The organism is Macrococcus carouselicus (assembly GCF_004359515.1).
GTDB lineage: Bacteria > Bacillota > Bacilli > Staphylococcales > Staphylococcaceae > Macrococcus > Macrococcus carouselicus.
Genome location: NZ_SCWD01000001.1, coordinates 548424 through 568388 on the forward strand (window position 1 = coordinate 548424; position 19965 = coordinate 568388).

General features: G+C 46.9%; 21 protein-coding genes. 18 read left to right on the plus strand and 3 right to left on the minus strand.

Going from position 1 to position 19965, the window contains the following annotated elements:
* Window positions 1-68: 68 nt before the first annotated feature.
* From rimP to ERX40_RS02720, 6 genes are all read left to right on the plus strand, one after another.
* Window positions 69-536 (plus strand): ribosome maturation factor RimP, encoded by a 468-nt coding sequence (rimP, locus tag ERX40_RS02695; protein ID WP_133416957.1) that lies wholly within the window; start codon window positions 69-71, stop codon window positions 534-536.
* 16 nt (window positions 537-552) lie between these two features.
* Window positions 553-1614 (plus strand): transcription termination factor NusA, encoded by a 1062-nt coding sequence (gene nusA, locus ERX40_RS02700; RefSeq protein ID WP_133416958.1) that lies wholly within the window; start codon window positions 553-555, stop codon window positions 1612-1614.
* Between the two features lie 12 nt (window positions 1615-1626).
* Window positions 1627-1911, plus strand: a complete 285-nt coding sequence (rnpM, locus tag ERX40_RS02705) for an RNase P modulator RnpM (RefSeq protein WP_133416959.1) — start codon at window positions 1627-1629, stop codon at window positions 1909-1911.
* Between the two features lie 38 nt (window positions 1912-1949).
* Window positions 1950-2237, plus strand: coding sequence for a L7Ae/L30e/S12e/Gadd45 family ribosomal protein (locus tag ERX40_RS02710; protein WP_243712931.1), 288 nt, complete (start codon window positions 1950-1952; stop codon window positions 2235-2237).
* A complete protein-coding gene (infB, locus tag ERX40_RS02715) occupies window positions 2234-4417 on the plus strand; it encodes a translation initiation factor IF-2 (RefSeq protein ID WP_133416961.1) in 2184 nt (727 codons plus the stop codon). The genes ERX40_RS02710 and infB overlap by 4 nt, the downstream gene beginning before the upstream one ends.
* A 162-nt stretch (window positions 4418-4579) precedes the next feature.
* Window positions 4580-4999 (plus strand): hypothetical protein, encoded by a 420-nt coding sequence (locus tag ERX40_RS02720; protein ID WP_133416962.1) that lies wholly within the window; start codon window positions 4580-4582, stop codon window positions 4997-4999.
* 41 nt (window positions 5000-5040) lie between these two features.
* Here the strand turns inward: ERX40_RS02720 and ERX40_RS02725 are convergent, their stop codons facing one another.
* From ERX40_RS02725 to ERX40_RS02735, 3 genes are read right to left on the minus strand one after another with little or no spacing between them, the layout of a single operon-like run.
* A complete protein-coding gene (locus tag ERX40_RS02725; RefSeq protein WP_133416963.1) occupies window positions 5041-5931 on the minus strand; it encodes a metal ABC transporter solute-binding protein, Zn/Mn family in 891 nt (296 codons plus the stop codon).
* Complete coding sequence (locus ERX40_RS02730) at window positions 5928-6746, minus strand: metal ABC transporter permease (protein WP_133416964.1); 819 nt, start codon at window positions 6744-6746, stop codon at window positions 5928-5930. The genes ERX40_RS02725 and ERX40_RS02730 overlap by 4 nt, the downstream gene beginning before the upstream one ends.
* Window positions 6734-7426: a metal ABC transporter ATP-binding protein gene (locus ERX40_RS02735; protein ID WP_133416965.1), complete on the minus strand. Its 693-nt coding sequence runs from the start codon at window positions 7424-7426 to the stop codon at window positions 6734-6736. The genes ERX40_RS02730 and ERX40_RS02735 overlap by 13 nt, the downstream gene beginning before the upstream one ends.
* A gap of 124 nt (window positions 7427-7550) precedes the next feature.
* Between ERX40_RS02735 and ERX40_RS02740 the strand changes: the two genes are divergently transcribed.
* The 12 genes from ERX40_RS02740 (at window position 7551) to ERX40_RS02795 (ending at window position 19962) form a co-directional block, all read left to right on the plus strand.
* Window positions 7551-8189 (plus strand): metal-dependent transcriptional regulator, encoded by a 639-nt coding sequence (locus tag ERX40_RS02740; RefSeq protein WP_133416966.1) that lies wholly within the window; start codon window positions 7551-7553, stop codon window positions 8187-8189.
* Window positions 8190-8559: 370 nt separating this feature from the next.
* Entirely contained in the window at window positions 8560-8904 is a 345-nt protein-coding gene (gene rbfA, locus ERX40_RS02745; RefSeq protein WP_133416967.1) for a 30S ribosome-binding factor RbfA, read from the plus strand.
* 67 nt (window positions 8905-8971) lie between these two features.
* Window positions 8972-9898 carry a tRNA pseudouridine(55) synthase TruB gene (truB, locus tag ERX40_RS02750; RefSeq protein WP_133416968.1) on the plus strand — a complete coding sequence of 309 codons (927 nt, stop codon included), beginning with the start codon at window positions 8972-8974 and terminating at the stop codon, window positions 9896-9898.
* Window positions 9864-10067: a hypothetical protein gene (locus tag ERX40_RS02755; RefSeq protein WP_133416969.1), complete on the plus strand. Its 204-nt coding sequence runs from the start codon at window positions 9864-9866 to the stop codon at window positions 10065-10067. Before truB ends, ERX40_RS02755 begins: the two co-directional genes overlap by 35 nt.
* A 48-nt stretch (window positions 10068-10115) precedes the next feature.
* Window positions 10116-11063, plus strand: coding sequence for a bifunctional riboflavin kinase/FAD synthetase (locus ERX40_RS02760; protein WP_133416970.1), 948 nt, complete (start codon window positions 10116-10118; stop codon window positions 11061-11063).
* 97 nt (window positions 11064-11160) lie between these two features.
* Window positions 11161-11430: a 30S ribosomal protein S15 gene (gene rpsO, locus ERX40_RS02765; protein WP_133416971.1), complete on the plus strand. Its 270-nt coding sequence runs from the start codon at window positions 11161-11163 to the stop codon at window positions 11428-11430.
* Between the two features lie 101 nt (window positions 11431-11531).
* Complete coding sequence (gene pnp / locus ERX40_RS02770; RefSeq protein WP_133416972.1) at window positions 11532-13655, plus strand: polyribonucleotide nucleotidyltransferase; 2124 nt, start codon at window positions 11532-11534, stop codon at window positions 13653-13655.
* Window positions 13656-13700: 45 nt separating this feature from the next.
* A complete protein-coding gene (locus ERX40_RS02775) occupies window positions 13701-14855 on the plus strand; it encodes a M16 family metallopeptidase (protein ID WP_133416973.1) in 1155 nt (384 codons plus the stop codon).
* Between the two features lie 57 nt (window positions 14856-14912).
* Complete coding sequence (locus ERX40_RS02780) at window positions 14913-15164, plus strand: hypothetical protein (protein ID WP_133416974.1); 252 nt, start codon at window positions 14913-14915, stop codon at window positions 15162-15164.
* A 104-nt stretch (window positions 15165-15268) separates the two neighbouring features.
* Window positions 15269-16942, plus strand: coding sequence for a ribonuclease J2 (rnjB, locus tag ERX40_RS02785; protein ID WP_133416975.1), 1674 nt, complete (start codon window positions 15269-15271; stop codon window positions 16940-16942).
* A 63-nt stretch (window positions 16943-17005) separates the two neighbouring features.
* Window positions 17006-19249, plus strand: a complete 2244-nt coding sequence (locus tag ERX40_RS02790; RefSeq protein ID WP_133416976.1) for a DNA translocase FtsK — start codon at window positions 17006-17008, stop codon at window positions 19247-19249.
* Complete coding sequence (locus ERX40_RS02795) at window positions 19249-19962, plus strand: GntR family transcriptional regulator (protein WP_133416977.1); 714 nt, start codon at window positions 19249-19251, stop codon at window positions 19960-19962. Before ERX40_RS02790 ends, ERX40_RS02795 begins: the two co-directional genes overlap by 1 nt.
* Window positions 19963-19965: the final 3 nt, after the last annotated feature.

Below are 19965 nucleotides of genomic sequence, written 5' to 3' on the forward strand. Positions count from 1 at the left end.
AAATACTCTATTGACGAAAAGAGTGGGGAATCCCGCTCTTTTCTTCTTGTCACATTAAGGAGGCCTATATGAGCAAAATAACAGAACGTGTTGAAGAGATTGTGGAACCGGTTATCAAGAGCCTTGGATTTGAACTCGTGGATGTTGAATATGTCAAGGAAGGTCCTGATCATTACCTGCGTATCGCGATTGATAAAGAAGGCGGAATCGATATCTCTGACTGTGCTTTAGCGAGCGAGAAAATCAGTGAAGTGATGGATAAAGAGGACCCGATTGCGGACCCTTACTTTATGGATGTCTCATCTCCCGGAGCTGAACGCCCGCTGAAAAAAGAAGCGGATTACGCTGCTGCTGTCGGCAACCCTGTCTACGTCAAACTGTATGAGGAAATCGGCGGCGATAAAGAGTGGCTCGGTGAACTTGTGAAATACGACGAGGATACGGTCACGATGTCTGTCAGAATCAAAACACGTACAAAGGAAATTGAACTGCCACGCAAGAAAATCGCCAAGATCAGACGTGCAGTCATTCTTTAATTAACGGAGGAAACAAATGAAAAACAATGAATTATTAAATGCAATTGATTTTCTTGAAAAAGAAAAAAATATCCCGCGTGAAGTGCTGGTTGAAACCATTGAGGCAGCACTGATCACTGCTTACAAAAAGAACTACAACAGTGCCAACAACGTCCGTGTTGAACTCAATATGGATAATGGCAGCTACGCGGTCTATTCTCGTAAAGATGTGGTTGAAGAAGTTGAGAATCCCCGTGACCAGGTCTCTCTTGAGACAGCGCTTGAAACAAATCCTGCCTATGAAGTCGGCGATATCTTTGAAGAGAACGTGACCCCTTCTGACTTCGGACGTGTCAGTGCACAGGCCGCTAAACAGGCAGTGATGCAGCGCCTGCGTGATGCTGAACGAGGCATCCTTTACAATGAGTTCATCGATAAGGAAGATGATATCATGACGGGCATCATCGACCGTGTCGATCACCGATACGTCTATGTGACTTTAGGTAAGACTGAAGCCGTTCTCTCTGAAGCAGAGCGCAGCCCGAACGATGTCTACCGTCCGACAGAACGTATCAAAGTCTATGTCAACAAAGTGGAACAGACGACTAAAGGGCCACAGATCTTCGTCTCAAGAAGTCATCCGGGCCTACTGAAACGTTTATTTGAGCAGGAAGTACCTGAGATCTTTGACGGTACTGTAGTCGTGAAGTCCGTAGCACGTGAAGCGGGCGACCGTTCCAAGATCAGTGTCTACTCTGATAACCCGGATATCGATGCAGTCGGCGCATGTGTGGGTGCTAAAGGTGCGCGTGTCGGTGCGGTTGTTGATGAACTCGGCGGCGAGAAGATTGATATCGTTGAGTGGAGTGCAGATCCGAAGACATTCGTCAAAAATGCCCTGAGTCCGTCACAGGTTGTGGACGTTCTCGTTAACGAGGAAAATCAGGCGACGACAGTCATCGTACCAGACTATCAGTTGTCACTTGCGATCGGTAAGCGTGGTCAGAACGCACGTCTTGCAGCGAAACTGACAGGCTGGAAAATCGATATCAAAAGTGAGACTGACGCTAAAGAAGCGGGTATCTATCCAGTAGAATAAGGGGGAAATCTGATGAAACAGAAAAAAATTCCCATGCGTAAATGTATCTTAAGCCAGGAGATGAAACCGAAACGCGAAATGCTGCGCGTCGTCCGTACGAAAGAGGGCGATATAGCAGTGGATCCGACCGGTAAGGCAAATGGCCGCGGTGCATACGTATCAATGGATTTAGCAATAATTGAAGAAGCGCGCAAAAAGAAAAGACTCGAGCATTTCTTTGAGTCTGATACAGAGACACTGAATCCGATCTACGATGAACTGATCCGTCTGGTTTATCGTTCGATGATTCCGAAGTGACACTGCAGGACAGAATTCTGAATCTGCTCGGACTTGCCATGCGTGCGCGCAAGCTGGTGACAGGTGAAGAACTGGTTATTAATGAAGTGAGAAAGGGTAAAGTCAGATTAGTGATTTTATCAACCGATGCTTCAGCGAACACACAAAAAAATATCATGAATAAATGTCAGTCTTATAACGTGAAATGTCTGCCGTTTGGTTCGAGACATGAACTAGGATGGGCGATCGGTAAGGATGAACGGGTCATCATCGGTGTGCTTGATTCAGGCTTTGCGAAGAAGCTGAAGGACATGATTCATGAAAGTGATAAAGGAGAGAACCTATGAGTAAACAAAGAATATACGAATATGCAAAAGAAGTAGGTAAGAGAAGTAAGGATATCATTGAAGAACTGCAGAAGATGGGTGTGGAAGTCAACACGCATATGAAGACTTTGGAAGATAAAGAAATCACATCTTTAGATAAAATCTTCAAAAAAGATCAGGTTAAAAAAGAAGAACCGAAAAAAGCGGACAAACCAGCACAGGCTAAACCGGTGCAGAACAAAGCGCAGAATGGCAATAAGCCTGCCGGCAACCAGAACCGGCCTAATAAACCTGGACAGAACAACAGACCAGGGCAGAACAACAATAAACCAGGAACGGGTTCTAACGCTAACCGTCCGGGTCAGAAAAACAATCAGCAGCGCAAAAAAGGTAAGAATCAGAAACCTCAGACGCCACCACCAGCACCGGTTGTTAAGGAGACACCTTCTAAAATCACTTACACTGAAGGTATCACTGTCGGTGAGTTAGCTGAGAAGTTAAACAAAGACGCGTCAGAAATCGTTAAAAACTTATTCATGGTCGGTATTATGGCGAACATCAATCAGCCGCTGACTGAAGAAGCGATTGAACTGATCTGTGATGAGTACGGTGTAGAAGCTGAGCTTGAAGTGATCATTGATGCAACGGACCTTGAGACATACTTCGAGGATGTGGATGCAGATGACGCGGACAAAGAAGAGCGTCCGCCTGTTGTGACTATCATGGGTCACGTCGACCACGGCAAGACAACCTTGCTTGACTCAATCCGTAATACGCGTGTCACTGCAGGCGAAGCAGGCGGTATCACGCAGCATATCGGTGCCTACCAGATTGTCAATGACGGCAAAAAAATCACGTTCCTGGACACACCAGGTCACGCGGCATTCACAACGATGCGTGCACGCGGGGCGCAGGTCACAGATATCACGATTCTTGTGGTCGCTGCAGATGACGGTGTTATGCCGCAGACCATCGAAGCGATCAATCACGCGAAAGCAGCAGAAGTTCCGATTATCGTTGCTGTCAACAAGGTCGATAAACCGACTGCCAATCCGGACCGCGTCATGCAGGAGCTCGGTGAACATGGTCTGTATCCAGAGGACTGGGGCGGCGACACAATCTTCGTCCAGCTGTCAGCCTTAACAGGAGACGGTATCGATGATCTGCTTGAGATGATTCAGTTAGTGACTGAAGTCGAAGAATTAAAAGCAAATCCGAAACGTACGGCACTCGGTACAGTCATCGAGGCAGAACTTGATAAATCACGTGGACCGGCAGCGTCACTTCTTGTCCAGGATGGTACGCTTGAAATCGGGGATTCCATCGTTGTCGGCAATACGTTCGGTCGTGTCCGTGCGATGGTCAATGACTTAGGTAAACGCATCAAGACTGCAGGTCCATCTACACCAGTAGAAATCACAGGGCTGCAGGATGTACCACTTGCCGGTGACCGTTTCGTTGTCTTCAAGGACGAAAAACGTGCGCGCCGTATCGGTGAAGCGCGTCAGCAGCAGAACATTATGGCACAGCGTCAGGAAAGTCAGAAAGTCTCACTTGATAATCTCTTCGAACAGATGAAACAAGGGGAGATGAAAGACCTGAACGTCATCATCAAAGGGGACGTGCAAGGTTCAGTAGAAGCACTTGCAGCGTCACTGATGAAAATCGACGTAGAAGGCGTTAACGTGCGTATCATCCATACAGCAGTAGGGGCAATCAATGAATCTGACGTGACGCTTGCATCTGCATCAAACGGTATCATCATCGGTTTCAATGTAAGACCTGATGTGAACGCGAAACGTGCAGCAGAAGCAGAGAAAGTCGATATGCGTCTTCACCGCATCATCTATAAAGTCATCGAAGAAATCGAATTCGCGATGAAAGGGATGCTTGACCCTGAATTCGAAGAGAAAGTCATCGGTCAGGCGGAAGTCCGTCAGACGATCAATATCTCTAAAGTCGGTACAGTGGCAGGTTCTTACGTCACTGACGGTAAGATCACGCGTGACTCGCAAGTCCGCATCATCCGTGACGGTGTAGTCGTCTACGAAGGCGAAGTCCATGCACTCCGTCGTTTCAAAGATGATGTAAAAGAAGTCACAGCCGGCTACGAATGTGGTATCACAATCGAGAACTTCAACGACATCAAAGAAGGCGATATCTTTGAGGCGTTTGTGATGGAAGAAATCAAACGGGTCTAATACGAAATTTGAAACAGCTATAATCACTTTTGACTATAGCTGTTTTTTTACACTATTTAGTTACTGAATTTTCAGATATTTGTATTGAGATTCTACCAGTATCTTGTATAATATAATCAAAGGATGGGAATATCAATCATATTTAATAAGGGGTGTTTTTATATGGCAAGAGACTTGCAATTAGCGATTTACCGCATCGATGATCTGCTGACTATCAATACAACGATGAAGATGAAAAGTGAGTTCGTATATGCCAATACGTTCAAGGATTATCTGGTCAATGTGTACCGTGAAGAGATACTGATCAGAGATTATGATACGATGCTGTTAGCTTATGATGAGCAGAAAGTGTATGCTTATATCAAAGATCACGAGAAATTACATTTCATTTCGTGCAACAAACAGACTTCAGAGATTGAGCATGCCATCTATCAGCAACCGGTTGAGAAGATTAAAGTGAATGTCTCTAAGGCCGATCCGCTCTGCATTGAATCTGTTGAGATTACGATCAAGAATGATAATCTGACACTGATCAACTCAAACAATAATATTATGTTCAACCGCTTTATTTCTAAGCTGTAGGACAGGACGAAAGCCGACTGAAAAGTCGGCTTTTTTGTTGTTTACTGCATACCATCATGGATAGTTGTGATGTTATGCTCCATCATCTTGTAGTAAGTGTTGCTTTTTTCATCCTGACCCAGCGAGTCCGTGTAGACCTCACCGAATATCTTCTTGCCTGTTTCACCACTGAGTGCATTCATACTGCGTCTGTCCACACTGGTCTCAACAAATAGATGCTTGACGGGGTGCTGTCTGATATAATCTATGACCTGTTTCATCTGGCCGGGGGTACCTTGTTTCTCTGTATTGATCTCCCAGATGTAATGATGTCTGATATCATAGTCCCGGCTGAAATACTTGAAGGCGCCTTCGCTTGTGATGAGCTGACGCTGCGCTGCGGGTATATCGCTGAATTTATCTTCATACTTTTGGTTGAGTGCCACCAGCTTCTCTTTATAGATCTCAGCATTTTTGTTATAAATCTGTTTATGCTGCGGGTCCTGTCTGATCAGTGCATCTTTGATTGCATCCACGTAAAGAATGCCGTTCTTGATGCTGAGCCATGCATGAGGATCGACTTCACTGCCGTGTTCAAGTTTGATTGTATCGACATTTTTACTTGCAGCCACAACGGTCTCATCCTTTGGAGATCTGCCTGCCTGATCGAGTGCCTGGTTGAACCAGCCATTGCCGTTCTCCAGGTTCAGCCCGTTATAGATGATGAGGTCGGCCTGTTCGATTGCGGCGACATCCTGCGGTTTGACGTCGTAATCATGGGGATCCTGACCGACCGGGACGATGGTCTTGATTGTGGCCTGATCACCGGCCACCTGACGGGTCATATCATAGAGTATGGAGTTCGTCGTAGTGACAGTCAGCTGTTTTTCTGATGGCTTATCGCAGCCGGCCACTAGCAGTAGCAGTGCGGTGAAGAGCAACAGTTTTTTCATATTATTTTCCTCCTGAATGTTTGAATAGTAAAGATAGCGGCATAGATTATGCATGAACAGATGACGATGGCTGCACCGCTTGGCACGTTGAAGATGAAGCTGAAGTAGATGCCGCTGACGGCGCTGATCAATCCGATAGCAGCAGCTGTGAACATCATGGTATGTAATGAACGGGTGATCAGATAGGCGGCTGAGGCTGGGGTGATCAGCATGGCAACGACAAGGATAATGCCCACTGTCTGCAGGCTGACCACAGTGATCAGGGCGAGCATCAGCATGATCACATACTGCCAGAACTTCGGATTCAGCCCGTTCATCTCAGCGAACACCGGATCAAATGTCGTCAGCTTCAGCGGTGTATAGAAGATCACAATGAAAATCAGTACGATCAGACTGACTGCCGCTGTCATCAGAAAATCATGACGGGTGACCGTCAGGATACTGCCGAACAGCATATGATACAGACTGGTCGTGGACTGGATCATACTGATGATGATCACTCCGACTGAGAAGAATGTCGTGAATGTGATGCCAATAGCAGCATCACGCTTTGTCTTGGAGTACTCAATCAACGTGCTGATCAGTGTGCTGGTCAGAAGACCGCTGATCAGTGCACCGATAAAAGCGGGTATGCCGAGCAGATAACTGATAGCTACCCCGGGCAGGACGGCATGACTCATGGCATCACCCATCAGACTGAGATTACGAAGCACGATGATACAGCCGACTGCACCTGAGACCACACCGACAATAGCAGCGGTCAGCAGTGCTTGGCTTAAAAACTGATAGGACATGAGGGTATCTAGGAAGGACATATTGTATCCTCCGGAGAGAAGAAGACCTCTGTCAGGTGCCGGTCGGACAGAACCTCTGCGGGTTCTCCTCTGTACTTCAGCTGCCTGTTGAGCAGCAGCACTTCATCAAAAAGGTCTCTCGCACTATGGATATCATGATGCACGATGAAAATCAGCTTGCCTGCCTGCTTCAGATACTGGAGTCGTTCATTCAGGATTGTCATACTGGTATAGTCGATGCCGATAAAGGGCTCATCAAGGAAATAGACCTCACGCTCCGCCACGAGTGACCGTGCAAATAACACCCGCTGCAGCTGGCCGCCGCTTAACTGGTTCAATGCGCGGTCTTTCACTTCAATCAGCGCGAAATCATCCAGCAGCGCGGTGACGTCACTGACCTCTTTGGAGCCATATTGTCCAGTCCTGACCACCTGTTCTACTGTGATCGGGAAATCAAGATCCAGGGTGGAGCGCTGAGGGATATAGGCAAAGTGCTGCCTCATTGCTCTCATCGGTCTGCCGTTATAGGTGGCGGTGCCGGTATGGCGGATAAACCCGAGCATACTTTTGATCAGCGTGGATTTTCCCGCGCCGTTCGGTCCCATAATACCGATGATGCCTGGTGTTGTTGCTTTGAAACTGACATCAGTGAGAACAGTCTGCTGATTCAGGGTGACGGATAGGTTCTGAATATCAATCATAGTTATTTTCCTTTCTCTTAAATTAATTATTAGGATAACCTAAAAATTAGTTTAAGTAAAATAAAATGGCGGCGATAAAAAAATATTGTATGATATAAAAGGGTTTAATAGAGGGGGAGAAATCATGCTTAGCGAAGAAAAAGAGGATTATCTGAAAGCCATCTATACGTTAGGGGGAACTGAGCACTATATTTCCAACAAGCAGCTGGCAGAGCAACTCAATATCAGGCCGCCCTCAGTGACAGAGATGGTGGGCCGACTGACGAAAGAGGGTTTCACTGAGTCAAAAGCCTATAGGGGAACCAGACTGACATCAAAAGGGCTGGATACCGCACTGAAGCTTGTGAAGCGGCATCGTCTGATTGAATGTTTTTTAATACAGAGTCTCGGCTATAAGTGGGACGAAGTGCATAGAGAGGCAGAAGTACTGGAGCACCGGGTCTCAGATCTGTTCATTGACCGTCTGGATCAACTGCTGGATTATCCTGAATACTGTCCGCACGGGAGTCTCATTCCGCGCGGGGAAGACGTGCATGAGCAGTTGAAGCAGGTCATACAGCTTGCTGCCGGTGACCAGTTCAGATTGAGGAAAGTCCATGACGAGTATGCATTGCTCGCGTACTTAACAGATTATGAAGTCGCGATCAACGACATGATAGATGTACTGAAAATTGATGAAGCTAATCAGATTATGTATCTGAAGCACACTGTGCCATTTGCCATCAGTTTTGATAATGCACGGAAGATGTTTACGGACAGTTAAAAGAACTCAGATGCTGCATCTGAGTTCTTTTTCTGTTTACTTGAGCGCTTCTCCATAATCATCTGATTGTGCTGATTGATGAACTGCTTTTTTGCTGGTAAGAATCATGCATGGTAAAATTAGTGGGGCAGTCTGTTAAGAAAGAAGAGGACAAAAATATCTTCGGAAGAAATGACTGTCAAAGTTCAGTTAGTTATCAGGAACTAGAGGATATAACCTTGCAGAGAAACTGCCGAATCATACCGCAGAGTCATCTATCTGTCGTTTAAAGGGCTTACCGCGGCGCCATCCTCAGCACCCTTCGTTTGACAGTCCTCCATCAGAAATCTTATAATTAATATCACGACTATAGTACGATGAGGTGAATAAAATGAGTATGAGAAGTGAACGTGTGGGTGAGCAGCTTAAGAAGGAATTAAGCGAAATCATCAACCAGAAATTGAAAAATCCGAATATCGGCTTTGTCACTGTGACTGAAGCTGAAGTAACAGGCGACCTTTCACAGGCGACTGTCTATGTGACAGTTCTCGGTGATGACAAGGAACGTCAGAAATCACTTGAAGCGTTAGAGAGATCTAAAGGCTTCATGCGTTCTGAGATTGCACATCGTATGGATCTTCGTATTGTTCCTGAACTGAAGTTCCAGTATGATGAGTCTATTGATTACGGTAATAAGATTGAACGTATGATTGCTGACCTCAATAAAGGTCACTGAACTAAATAGACGACTGACACTTTTTCATGTAAACTCATTTATGAGTTTACTGGAAGGGTGTTTTTTTATGGATGGAATTATAGCGATCAACAAACCGCGTGGTATGACGAGTCATGATGTGGTCTTCAAGCTGCGGAAATTACTGAAGACCAAGAAAGTGGGTCATACCGGCACGCTGGATCCTGAGGTAGATGGCGTACTGCCCATCTGTATCGGGCGTGCAACACGGGTCAGTGATTATATGATGGACAGCGGGAAGACTTATATTGCTGAAGTGACGATCGGTACTGCGACGACAACTGAAGATCAGACGGGAGAAGTGGTTTCTCGTGCTGCTATCCAGCCTGAGCAGTTTTCGGCTGCGGAGGTTGATGCTGCACTTCAGTCGCTGGTAGGTGATCTTGAGCAGACACCGCCGATGTTCTCAGCTGTTAAAGTCAATGGCCGCAAGCTCTATGAATATGCACGGGAAGGGAAAGTAGTGGAGCGGCCGTCACGTGTGATTAAAATCCATCACATCACACGCCTGTCAGAAATAAAGCATCATGATCACATGCTCACGTTCACGATTGAAGTGGCGTGCGGCAAGGGGACTTATATCCGGACGCTGGCCACTCAGATTGCCGACAGACTCGGTGCAGTCGGTCATATGTCAAAGCTGACACGCACTGAAAGCGGAGGCTTCACGTTGGCTGAGTGTCTGACACTTGAAGGTCTGACAGAAATGCCGTTTGATGAAATAATCTCGCATCTACTGCCAATGGAGCGCGGTCTGGCAGGACTGCCGCATCTTGAAGTGTCTGAGGATATGAAGCAGCGCATCCTGAACGGACAGAAGCTGAGTCAGTTCACACCGCCGTTGAATGACGAGACCGTCATGACTTACAAAGGTAAGGCAATCGCTATCTACATGCCGCACCCTGATAAATCAGGAGTGGTTAAAGCACGAAAAGTGTTTAATGGAGCGCGGTCTGGCAGGACTGCCGCATCTTGAAGTGTCTGAGGATATGAAGCAGCGCATCCTGAACGGACAGAAGCTGAGTCAGTTCACACCGCCGTTGAATGACGAGACCGTCATGACTTACAAAGGTAAGGCAATCGCTATCTACATGCCGCACCCTGATAAATCAGGAGTGGTTAAAGCACGAAAAGTGTTTAACTGATAAGTCTTTGTTACAATAAAAACAACTTAAGAGAAAGAGCTGACCTATATGCAGACCATTCATATCAACCGTGCAGAAGAAATGTACGATCACCCGCCGATCGCGCTGGCGGTCGGTTTCTTTGACGGCATTCATCTTGGACACTTGACCGTTATCAGCAAAATGATTGAAGTAGCGGAAGTGAATAAGCTGAAGAAAGCGGTCATGACGTTTGACCCGCACCCATCTGTTGTTCTCAATCCTGAGAAGAAACGGACCGACTACTTGACGCCATTAAATGAAAAGAGACGTATCTTTGAGAAACTAGGTGTTGACTACCTGTTCATCGTGCCGTTCACGTCTAAATTCGCTGCGATGTCTGAAAAGGATTTCATCCGTGACTATCTGACAGATAATCACGTCAAAGAAGTCATCGCAGGGTTTGATTTCACTTACGGCAAATACGGTAAAGGTAATATGCTGAAGCTTGCTGAAGACAGAGACGGCTTCAATGTGACCACAGTCTCCAAGAAAGCGCTGAATGATGAGAAAGTCTCGACCACTGAGATCCGCCGCATGCTGATGGACGGAGAAGTGGAGGAGGCGAATGCACAGCTCGGCAGGCCCTATAAGATTTCGGGTCTTGTCGTTCAAGGTGAGAAGCGGGGACGTACAATCGGCTTTCCGACAGCGAATGTCATGCCTGATGAGGATTATGTCATGCCGAAGCTCGGTGTCTATGCCGTCACGCTGAAACAGCTCAGTACAGGTGAGACCTTCAAAGGCGTCTGCAATATCGGCTACAAGCCGACATTCCATGATCCATCAAAATCTGCTGTTTCCATTGAAGTGCATATCTTTGACTTCCATGATTCTATCTACGGGGAGCGCGTTGAGGTATTCTGGCATGAATTCCTGCGACCTGAGCAGAAGTTCAGTGGCATCGATGCACTGATTGCACAGATCAACCAGGATAAGGTAAAGGCAGAACAGATTCTTCGTGACATGGAGCTATAGATTATGCTATAATAGTTCAGTACCTTTCCTTGGCTTGTCGACACTCCGACGACGTGCTCAGGTTGTGGTGTAAATTATAATAGGAGGTCATTTAATTATGGCAATTACACAAGAACGTAAAAATGAAATCATTGCAGAGTACCGTGTTCATGATACAGACACAGGCTCACCAGAAGTACAGATCGCAGTTTTAACTGCTGAAATCAATGCGTTAAACGAACATTTACGTACTCACAAAAAAGACCACCACTCACGTCGTGGACTTTTAAAAATGGTTGGTCGTCGTAAAAACTTACTGACATACCTTCGTGAGAACGATGTTCAACGTTACCGTGAATTAATTAAATCATTAGGTTTACGTCGATAATTTATCAGGTCGAAAGGAACTCACGTTTCTTTCGACTTTTTTATGACTAAATTTTTAATCAATGATATGATGGAAGATATAAACTTGAGAGGAGCATTTTAATGTCTCAGAAAAAAGTATTTACAACTGAATGGGCAGGACGCCCGTTAACAGTGGAGGTCGGCCAGCTTGCCAAACAGGCGAACGGCTCGGCACTTGTCAGATATGGCGATACGGTCGTACTCTCTACAGCCACTGCTTCAAAAGAACCGAGGGATGTTGATTTCTTCCCGCTCATGGTCAACTATGAAGAAAAACTTTACGCTGCAGGGAAGATCCCTGGTGGTTTCAACAAACGTGAAGGACGTCCTGGCGAAGATGCGACATTAACTTCTCGTCTCATTGACCGTCCGATCCGCCCCCTATTCCCGAAAGGGTACCACAACGATATTCAGGTCATCTCAATCGTTATGAGTGTCGATCCTGATAACTCTCCGGAGATGGCTGCGATGCTCGGTTCATCTGTCGCCTTATCTGTGTCGGATATTCCGTTTGAAGGACCGATTGCCGGTGTCAATGTCGGTTTGATCGATGATGAACTGATCATCAATCCGACCGTTGAACAGCGTGCAGTATCACTGCTTGACCTGCAGGTTGCCGGTCATAAGGACGCGGTCAACATGGTCGAAGCGGGCGCTAAAGAAGTGACCGAGGACAAGATGCTTGAAGCAATCATGTTCGGTCATGGCGCTATCAAGGAACTGGTGGACTTCCAGCAGACGATCATTGCAGGTGTTCAACCGGAGAAGAAGGAATTCGTTCCTGCTGAACCGAACACAATTGTTGAGAACGAAGTGAAACAGTATGCCGAGACATTCGGATTATCTCAGGCGATTCAGACAAAGGACAAACTGGAACGTGAACAGAATATCACAGCCATAAAGCTGCAGATCATCGACAAATACGAAGGACATCCTGAAGATACGATGATTGTTGTCAACAAGACATTTGACAGCCTGATCAAGGAAGAGGTGCGTCGTCTGATCACTGAAGAGAAGGTGCGTCCGGATGGTCGTCATCCTGAAGAGATCCGTCCGTTATCCAGTGAAGTCGGCCTGCTGCCACGTGCCCATGGTTCAGGACTCTTCACGCGTGGCCAGACTCAAGCGTTATCTGTTGCAACACTCGGCGCGCTCGGTGAGCATCAGATCATCGATGGTCTTGGTGTAGAAGAAGAGAAACGCTATATGCATCACTATAACTTCCCGAACTTCTCAGTGGGCGAGACAGGTCCTGTACGAGGTCCGGGCCGCCGTGAAATTGGTCACGGGGCGCTCGGTGAACGTGCACTGCTGCAGGTCATTCCGAATGAAGTGGACTTCCCTTACACGATCCGCGTCGTCTCAGAAGTACTTGAATCCAATGGTTCTTCGTCTCAGGCATCCATCTGTGGGTCAACACTTGCGCTTATGGATGCGGGTGTGCCGATCAAAGCACCAGTTGCCGGTATCGCGATGGGCCTTGTCAAAAAAGACGAGGACTATACGATTCTGTCAGATATCCAGGGCATGGAGGACGCGCTCGGCGATATGGACTTCAAAGTCGCAGGTACCCGTGACGGTATCACAGCGATTCAGATGGATATCAAGATAGATGGTCTGTCAGAGGATATTCTGCGCGAAGCACTGGAACAGGCGAGAATCGGCCGTCTGCATATCATGGAGCATATGCTCGGGACAATCGCTGAACCCCGCAAAGAACTGAGTGCTTATGCACCTAAAATCGAAGTCATTCATATCAATCCGGACAAGATCCGCGATGTGATTGGACCGGGTGGTAAGAAAATCAACGAAATTATTGATGCTACAGGCGTCAAGCTGGATATCGAACAGGACGGCACCGTCTTTATCGGTTCAAGCGATGCTGCGATGATTGAGGAAGCTAAGAAATGGATCGAAAATATCGTACGTGAGGCAGTGGTGGGTGAAGTCTACAATGGAACAGTCAAACGTATCGAGAAATTCGGTGCATTCGTTGAGATCTTCCCGGGTAAAGATGCGCTCGTTCATATCTCACAGCTGGCACATGAACGTGTCGCTAAAGTGGAGGATATTATCAAGATGGGTGACCAGTTTGACGTTAAAGTCACTGAGATCGACCGTCAGGGCCGGGTCAACGCTTCAAGAAAGGTCTTGCTTGAGAGACCGAAGACAGAGACACCAGAGCCTGCGCAAGAAGATAAATAAAAAGACTGCACACGCAGTCTTTTTTTATAGGAATGAGGCAGATGATTGGAAAACAGTAATGTAACATTGACCACTTTATATTCACCGCATGAAACGGTTCATATTGCTATCTATGTCAAGGTGGGAACGAAGCACGAAGGAGGCTATCCGGCTGGTATCGCTCATTTCACGGAGCATATGCTCTTCAAAGGGACGGAGCAGTTCACTGCTCAAGCATTCAGTGAGGAGATCGATGCGCTTGGCGGGGAAGTCAATGCCTATACGACGAAGGAATATACCTGTTATGCCGTCAAGACGCTCAGGCGTTTTGAAATACGGGCTGTCCAGCTGCTGCAGCAGATGCTCATGCATGCGACGTTTCCTGCGGAGGAGATTGAACGCGAGAAGCAGGTGATCTTAGAGGAGATCAAGATGACTGAGGATGATCCTGAGGATTATATCTATGACATGCTGCAGGAGAAGACGTTATCCGCAGATTATCATGTCCCGATCCTCGGCACAAGAGCGTCGCTGCAGCAGATGACTAAAGACGCGCTTAACCGCTTCTATCGCGAATTCTATACCGCCGATAATATCATTATCTCTTATGCGGGACAGAATCCTGAGGTCATTCAGCAGCTGCAGACATTCCCGGCAGCACAGAATGCGCGAACTGCTGAATTCACTTTCAGTCCATGCGAACTGACGGTGGACCGTTCGCTCGAACAGGCGCATCTACTGCTCGGCTACAAAGCTGTCAGCTATCATCATCCGCTCTATGACGCCTGCAGTGTCTTCAGTGCTTATTTCGGCGAATCGATGTCATCACCTTTATTCAGACGGCTGCGTGAAGAGCTGGGTCTCTGCTATAACGTCTATTCGTCGCTTGAATCATTCGCTGATGGGGGACTCTTTACCATCTACATCGGCTGTGACCAGCGGCAGATTGAGTCAGCGAAGAGGGAGATGCTGTCATTGATCGGTCAGCCCATGACAGCGGAAAGCCTGCAGCGGACGAAGGATTACCTGATCACCACCGCCTATATGGATAATGACTACGAAGGTCATATCATGGCGCGTGACGGGAGAAGTCTGCTGTATTACGGCAGACTTGTAACGCTTACTGAATTTGAAAGTCGCATCAATGCTGTGACTCTGGCTGAGATTGCAGAAGTGCAGCAGCTCTACAAGGTACAGCCGGCTCAGATCATATTCAAATAATTGTGATTCGACTTTGATTGGTATAAAATTGAAATATAAAGAGCAGGAGGCGATTGCATGGTATTTGATAAAATTTCAGTAAATACACAGATGATCGAAGCGGAAGGTCAGTTCACGCAGGAAGACAGAGCGATCAGATTGACCACATCCGCTGGCAGTATCGGCCAGTATTTCAACCAGCTTGAATTAACCGACGAGAAAGTGGATATGATCATCTACAAAGATGATCATGAACGCTTAAATGAGAAAGAGCTTTCTTTGGACACAATCACAGTGGTAGGCGGTAATTATCGCATCCAGCTGGTATAACGATTGAGGCGCTGCGGCGCCTTTTTTTATTGTGTTATCCCTTTCCAATAGCTTATAATAGAATCAATATGGATTGAACGGGAAAGAAATTAGGAGGAACTATTTTGAATTTAGTTAAAAAAGAGAATGAACAGATAAAAATCACGCCCCTTGGTGGTGTAGGTGAGATAGCAAAGAATATGTACATCGTTGAAGTAGACGATGAAATGTTCATGCTTGATGCGGGCCTCATGTTTCCGGAAGATGAGATGCTTGGTATTGATGTGGTTATTCCGGATATTCAATATGTCATTGAAAACAAGCATCGTCTGAAAGGAATCTTCTTATCACACGGTCATCTGGATGCAATCGGCGCTTTAAAATATATCATGCCGAAGCTTGATGTCCCTATCTATGGTTCAAGACTGACACTGGCACTTGTCAAGGATCAGCTGAAAGAAGTCAGACTGGACAAGAAAATCAAATATTACACAGTGAACAGTGACTCTGTTATGCGTTTTAGAGGTGTCAATGTGACGTTCTTCAATACGACGCATAGTATTCCCGATGCGCTTGGTATCAGTATCCATACCTCGCACGGGGCTATCGTTTATACGGGTGAGTTCAAGTTCGATCAGAGTGTCTCTGGTCCTTACCGTCCGGATATCAGCAATATGACAGCTATCGGTGAAGCAGGGGTCCTTGCCCTCATCAGTGATTCAACTGAAGCGGAGAAACCGGGATATAACACACCGGAGAACGTGATTGAAAGTCATATCAACGATGAGTTCGCCCGTGCCGCTGGCCGCATCATCGTCTCCTGCTATGCATCGAACTTCATCCGCATTCAGCAGGTCATCAATGCAGCAGCCAAGAACAACCGTAAAGTGACATTCCTCGGAAAATCGCTTGAAAGTTCATTCAATATCGCCCGCAAGATGGGGTACTTCGATATTCCGGAACAGCTGCTCATTCCGATCAAGGATGTAGCAAAATATCCGAAGAATGAACTGATCATTATCTCGACAGGATCTCAGGGCGAACCGATTGAAGCACTGGGTCTGATGGCGCAGCAGCGACATAATATCATGAATATCGAAGATGGCGATACCGTCTTTATCACCACTACGCCGTCGTCAGGTATGGAAGTCATCCTGGGGTCGACAGTCAACCATCTCGTTAAGGCTGGCGCACATGTTGTATCACCGGACAAGAAAATTCATGCATCAGGTCATGGCTGCATGGAAGAACTGAAGATGATGCTGAACTTCATGAAACCGACTTATTTCATTCCGGTGCAGGGCGAGTTCAAAATGCAGATCGCACATGCCAAACTTGCAGCGGAAACAGGCGTTCTGCCTGAACACATCTTCCTGCTTGAAAAAGGAGATGTCGTCACATTTGACGGCAATGAAATGCGCGCGAATGATAAAGTCATCGCAGGTAACGTGCTGATTGATGGTATCGGTGTAGGAGATGTCGGTAATATCGTTCTTCGCGATCGCCGGTTACTGGCTGAAGACGGTATCTTCATCGCAGTCGTGACCCTCGATTCCAAAAACAGACGAATCGTAGCGGGTCCTCAGATTCAGTCCCGTGGGTTCGTCTATGTACGCGAAAGTGAAGATCTTCTGAAGGAAGCTGAGGATAAAGTACGCGCTATTGTTGAAGAAGGGCTGATGCAGAACCGTATCGAATGGTCTGAAATCAAACAGGATATGCGCGATAAGCTCGGTAAGTTCTTATATGATTCAACGAAACGCCGTCCGATGATTATCCCGGTTATCTCTGAAATTTAATGAATGAAAAATGATAAACAAGCTTTTTAAGCTTGTTTATTTAGTTTGAATGAGGTGAAATGCGTGGCAATCAAAAAAAGAAAACCTAGGACCAGCTCTAAACGGAAGACAAAGAAAAAGGAAAGTCAGCCCTATATTTATCTTATAGCACTGATTCTGCTCTCTCTTCTAGTCGCAGGTATTTTTCAGTTTGGACTGATCGGACTTGGCATCGACTGTATGATGATTGTCTTAACCGGCAGTGCCCGCTACTATACATACTTGCTTTTAGTTCTGACTATCATCTATTTTACGGTCAACAGACGGTTTATGACGCTGAACAGAAGGCTGACAGGGTGGCTTGTCCTGCAGATTGCACTCTGCATGTTATTTGAACTCGGTATGCGACTTGCAGGCAGCCAGGTGAAGCCGCAGTTCAACCAGATTTTTGAACAGGAATCTGATTCACATTTTCATTTCCAGGGGGGTGGCAGCACCGGCTATTTTCTTGAGTCCTTGTCTTCTACACTCATCAGCCCGGTCGGCAGCTTTGTTCTGTCGCTGGTCCTCTTTGGTATGGCCTCCTGTCTGATTGCCGGTCGTTCGATTAGACAGGAAGCAGGGAACCTGTTCATGCTGATGCTGAAGGCCTCAGCCGTTGTCAAAGAGAAATATGCTGAACGAAAGGCAGCGCTGCCGAAAGATGTGACGGACTTGCCGGAAATATCTGCGCCTGTACATCATGAAACACAAGCTGAAAACGTGATAGAACGCGATTCGACCGTAGAAACTGAACATGATGCAGCAGACGAAGTGCCTGTCTATGAACCGGTAAGAAAAATGGATCAACCGGCCCCGGAAGAAAAGCTGCCAGCATCTGAACCTGTGGCTGAGTTATTCGCTGAAGAAAATACGGACTATCAGCTGCCGCCGCTCACTTTACTGGACAGTCCGAAACAATCAGTCAAAGCGGATACAAAGGCTGTGAAGCAGCGCGGTCAGCTGCTCGAGAACACGCTGCGTAATTTCGGCGTCGATGCCAAGGTCAGTCAGATCCGTATCGGTCCCGCTGTCACTCAGTACGAAGTTCACCCGGCGCTCGGCGTCAAAGTCAGCCGGATTGTCAATCTGTCAAATGATATCGCGCTGGCACTTGCGGCAAAGGATATCCGGATCGAGGCACCGATTCCCGGTAAATCCGCTGTCGGTATAGAAGTGCCGAACAGCGCGACTTCTATGGTGACACTCCGGGAAGTGCTGGAGGAGGAGCCGGCACCCGCCAACAAATTAAAAGTGGTGCTTGGCCGTAATATCTCCGGTGATGCCGTGACAGCAGAACTCAACAAGATGCCTCATCTGCTTGTTGCAGGGTCAACAGGGAGTGGCAAGTCTGTCTGTATCAACGGCATCATCACAAGTATTCTGATGAACGCGAAACCACACGAAGTGAAACTGATGATGATTGATCCGAAGATGGTGGAGCTGAACGTCTATAACGGCATTCCACATCTGCTCACACCAGTCGTGACCAATCCTCAGAAGGCGAGTCAGGCACTGCAGAAGATTGTCGGAGAGATGGAACGACGGTATGATCTTTTCAGTCATACGGGCACACGTAATATAGAGGGTTATAATCAATATTTGAGACGACAGAATGAGGAGCTTGAGGAAAAGAACTCACTGCTGCCTTATATCGTTGTCATTGTCGATGAGCTGGCGGATCTGATGATGGTAGCAAGTAAAGATGTGGAGGGCGCGATCATGCGTATCGCTCAGATGGCGCGTGCGGCGGGTATTCATCTGATCATCGCGACTCAGCGTCCGTCAGTGGATGTCATCACCGGACTGATCAAGGCGAATATTCCTTCACGCATTGCATTCGCCGTCAGTTCACAGGTGGACTCGCGGACGATACTCGACTCGCAGGGTGCAGAGAAACTGCTTGGACGTGGTGACATGCTTTTTCTCCCCTCAGGTCAGTCCAAGCCGACCCGTATTCAGGGTGCCTTTCTTTCAGATAATGAAGTCGAGGCTGTAGTGGACTTTGTGACGAAGCAGCAGTCGGCTAATTATATTAAGGAGATGGAGCCGGATGAAGTCGTCAAATCGGACGCGCCGTCAGATGACGAACTCTATTTCGACGCCTATACATTTGTCATCAGTGAACAGAAAGCGAGTGCCTCTCTGCTTCAGCGACAGTTCAGAATAGGCTATAATAGAGCTGCAAGGTTGGTTGATGACCTGGAGGCGAATCAGGTTATCGGAGCTGCTCAAGGCAGTAAACCGAGACAAGTACTCATCAAACCGGAAGAAGAGGGAGGACAATAATGTCAGTTGAACAATCTATCGTGGAAATAAAGGACTGGATCATAGCCCGTATCAATGACAGTACGTTTAAAGAAGATGTACCGCTGCCCAGTGAATATGAAATCTCTCGGATACTGCATGTCGTTCAGGATGATGTAGAGCGTGCGCTTGAAGAACTGGTAACTGAACAGTTATTGTCTGAGCGGTTCCAGCAGGGCTACTTCGTCAAGCATGAACCGACATTCTTCTATCCGATTCAGAACTTGAAGAGTATCACAACGATGATTGAGGAGAAGGGATACACAGCGGGTTCCATCATCATCAGCCAGGACCCAGAAAAACCGTCCATCGACGACAAACGTAAACTGGAAATCACTGATGACCGCAATATTATTGTGCTGGAGAGAATTCGTACCGCTAATGGTGCGCCTATTGCCTACTGTCTGGATAAGATAGTGGATGAATCGCTCAGACTGCAGTGTACAAGCGGTCAGCTATCCTTATTTGAGATGCTTAAGGACAGACCTGAGTTTCAGATAACATCTGCCACCTGCGAAATAGAGTCCATCAGCTATGAACCGCATATCTCAAATATGCTGGAGTGCGCACCGGAGGAGAGTCTTGTACTTGTCCGTCAGATCCATCAGAATAAGGCAGGACGTCCTGTCCTCTATTCACTCAACTATTTCAAGTCCAGTCAGATTAAATTCCAAATTAAGCGAGAGATGAAGTGATGA

Coding starts and splice junctions, on each gene's coding strand:
- ERX40_RS02710 (WP_243712931.1), top strand. CDS start 1,950: ATGCGTGCGCGCAAGCTGGTGACAGGTGAAGAACTGGTTATTAATGAA.
- rpsO (WP_133416971.1), top strand. CDS start 11,161: ATGGCAATTACACAAGAACGTAAAAATGAAATCATTGCAGAGTACCGT.
- ERX40_RS02755 (WP_133416969.1), top strand. CDS start 9,864: ATGGAGCGCGGTCTGGCAGGACTGCCGCATCTTGAAGTGTCTGAGGAT.
- ERX40_RS02730 (WP_133416964.1), bottom strand. CDS start 6,746: ATGTCCTTCCTAGATACCCTCATGTCCTATCAGTTTTTAAGCCAAGCA.
- nusA (WP_133416958.1), top strand. CDS start 553: ATGAAAAACAATGAATTATTAAATGCAATTGATTTTCTTGAAAAAGAA.
- rimP (WP_133416957.1), top strand. CDS start 69: ATGAGCAAAATAACAGAACGTGTTGAAGAGATTGTGGAACCGGTTATC.
- ERX40_RS02795 (WP_133416977.1), top strand. CDS start 19,249: ATGTCAGTTGAACAATCTATCGTGGAAATAAAGGACTGGATCATAGCC.
- rbfA (WP_133416967.1), top strand. CDS start 8,560: ATGAGTATGAGAAGTGAACGTGTGGGTGAGCAGCTTAAGAAGGAATTA.
- ERX40_RS02780 (WP_133416974.1), top strand. CDS start 14,913: ATGGTATTTGATAAAATTTCAGTAAATACACAGATGATCGAAGCGGAA.
- pnp (WP_133416972.1), top strand. CDS start 11,532: ATGTCTCAGAAAAAAGTATTTACAACTGAATGGGCAGGACGCCCGTTA.
- rnpM (WP_133416959.1), top strand. CDS start 1,627: ATGAAACAGAAAAAAATTCCCATGCGTAAATGTATCTTAAGCCAGGAG.
- truB (WP_133416968.1), top strand. CDS start 8,972: ATGGATGGAATTATAGCGATCAACAAACCGCGTGGTATGACGAGTCAT.
- ERX40_RS02735 (WP_133416965.1), bottom strand. CDS start 7,426: ATGATTGATATTCAGAACCTATCCGTCACCCTGAATCAGCAGACTGTT.
- ERX40_RS02760 (WP_133416970.1), top strand. CDS start 10,116: ATGCAGACCATTCATATCAACCGTGCAGAAGAAATGTACGATCACCCG.
- ERX40_RS02740 (WP_133416966.1), top strand. CDS start 7,551: ATGCTTAGCGAAGAAAAAGAGGATTATCTGAAAGCCATCTATACGTTA.
- infB (WP_133416961.1), top strand. CDS start 2,234: ATGAGTAAACAAAGAATATACGAATATGCAAAAGAAGTAGGTAAGAGA.
- ERX40_RS02720 (WP_133416962.1), top strand. CDS start 4,580: ATGGCAAGAGACTTGCAATTAGCGATTTACCGCATCGATGATCTGCTG.
- ERX40_RS02725 (WP_133416963.1), bottom strand. CDS start 5,931: ATGAAAAAACTGTTGCTCTTCACCGCACTGCTACTGCTAGTGGCCGGC.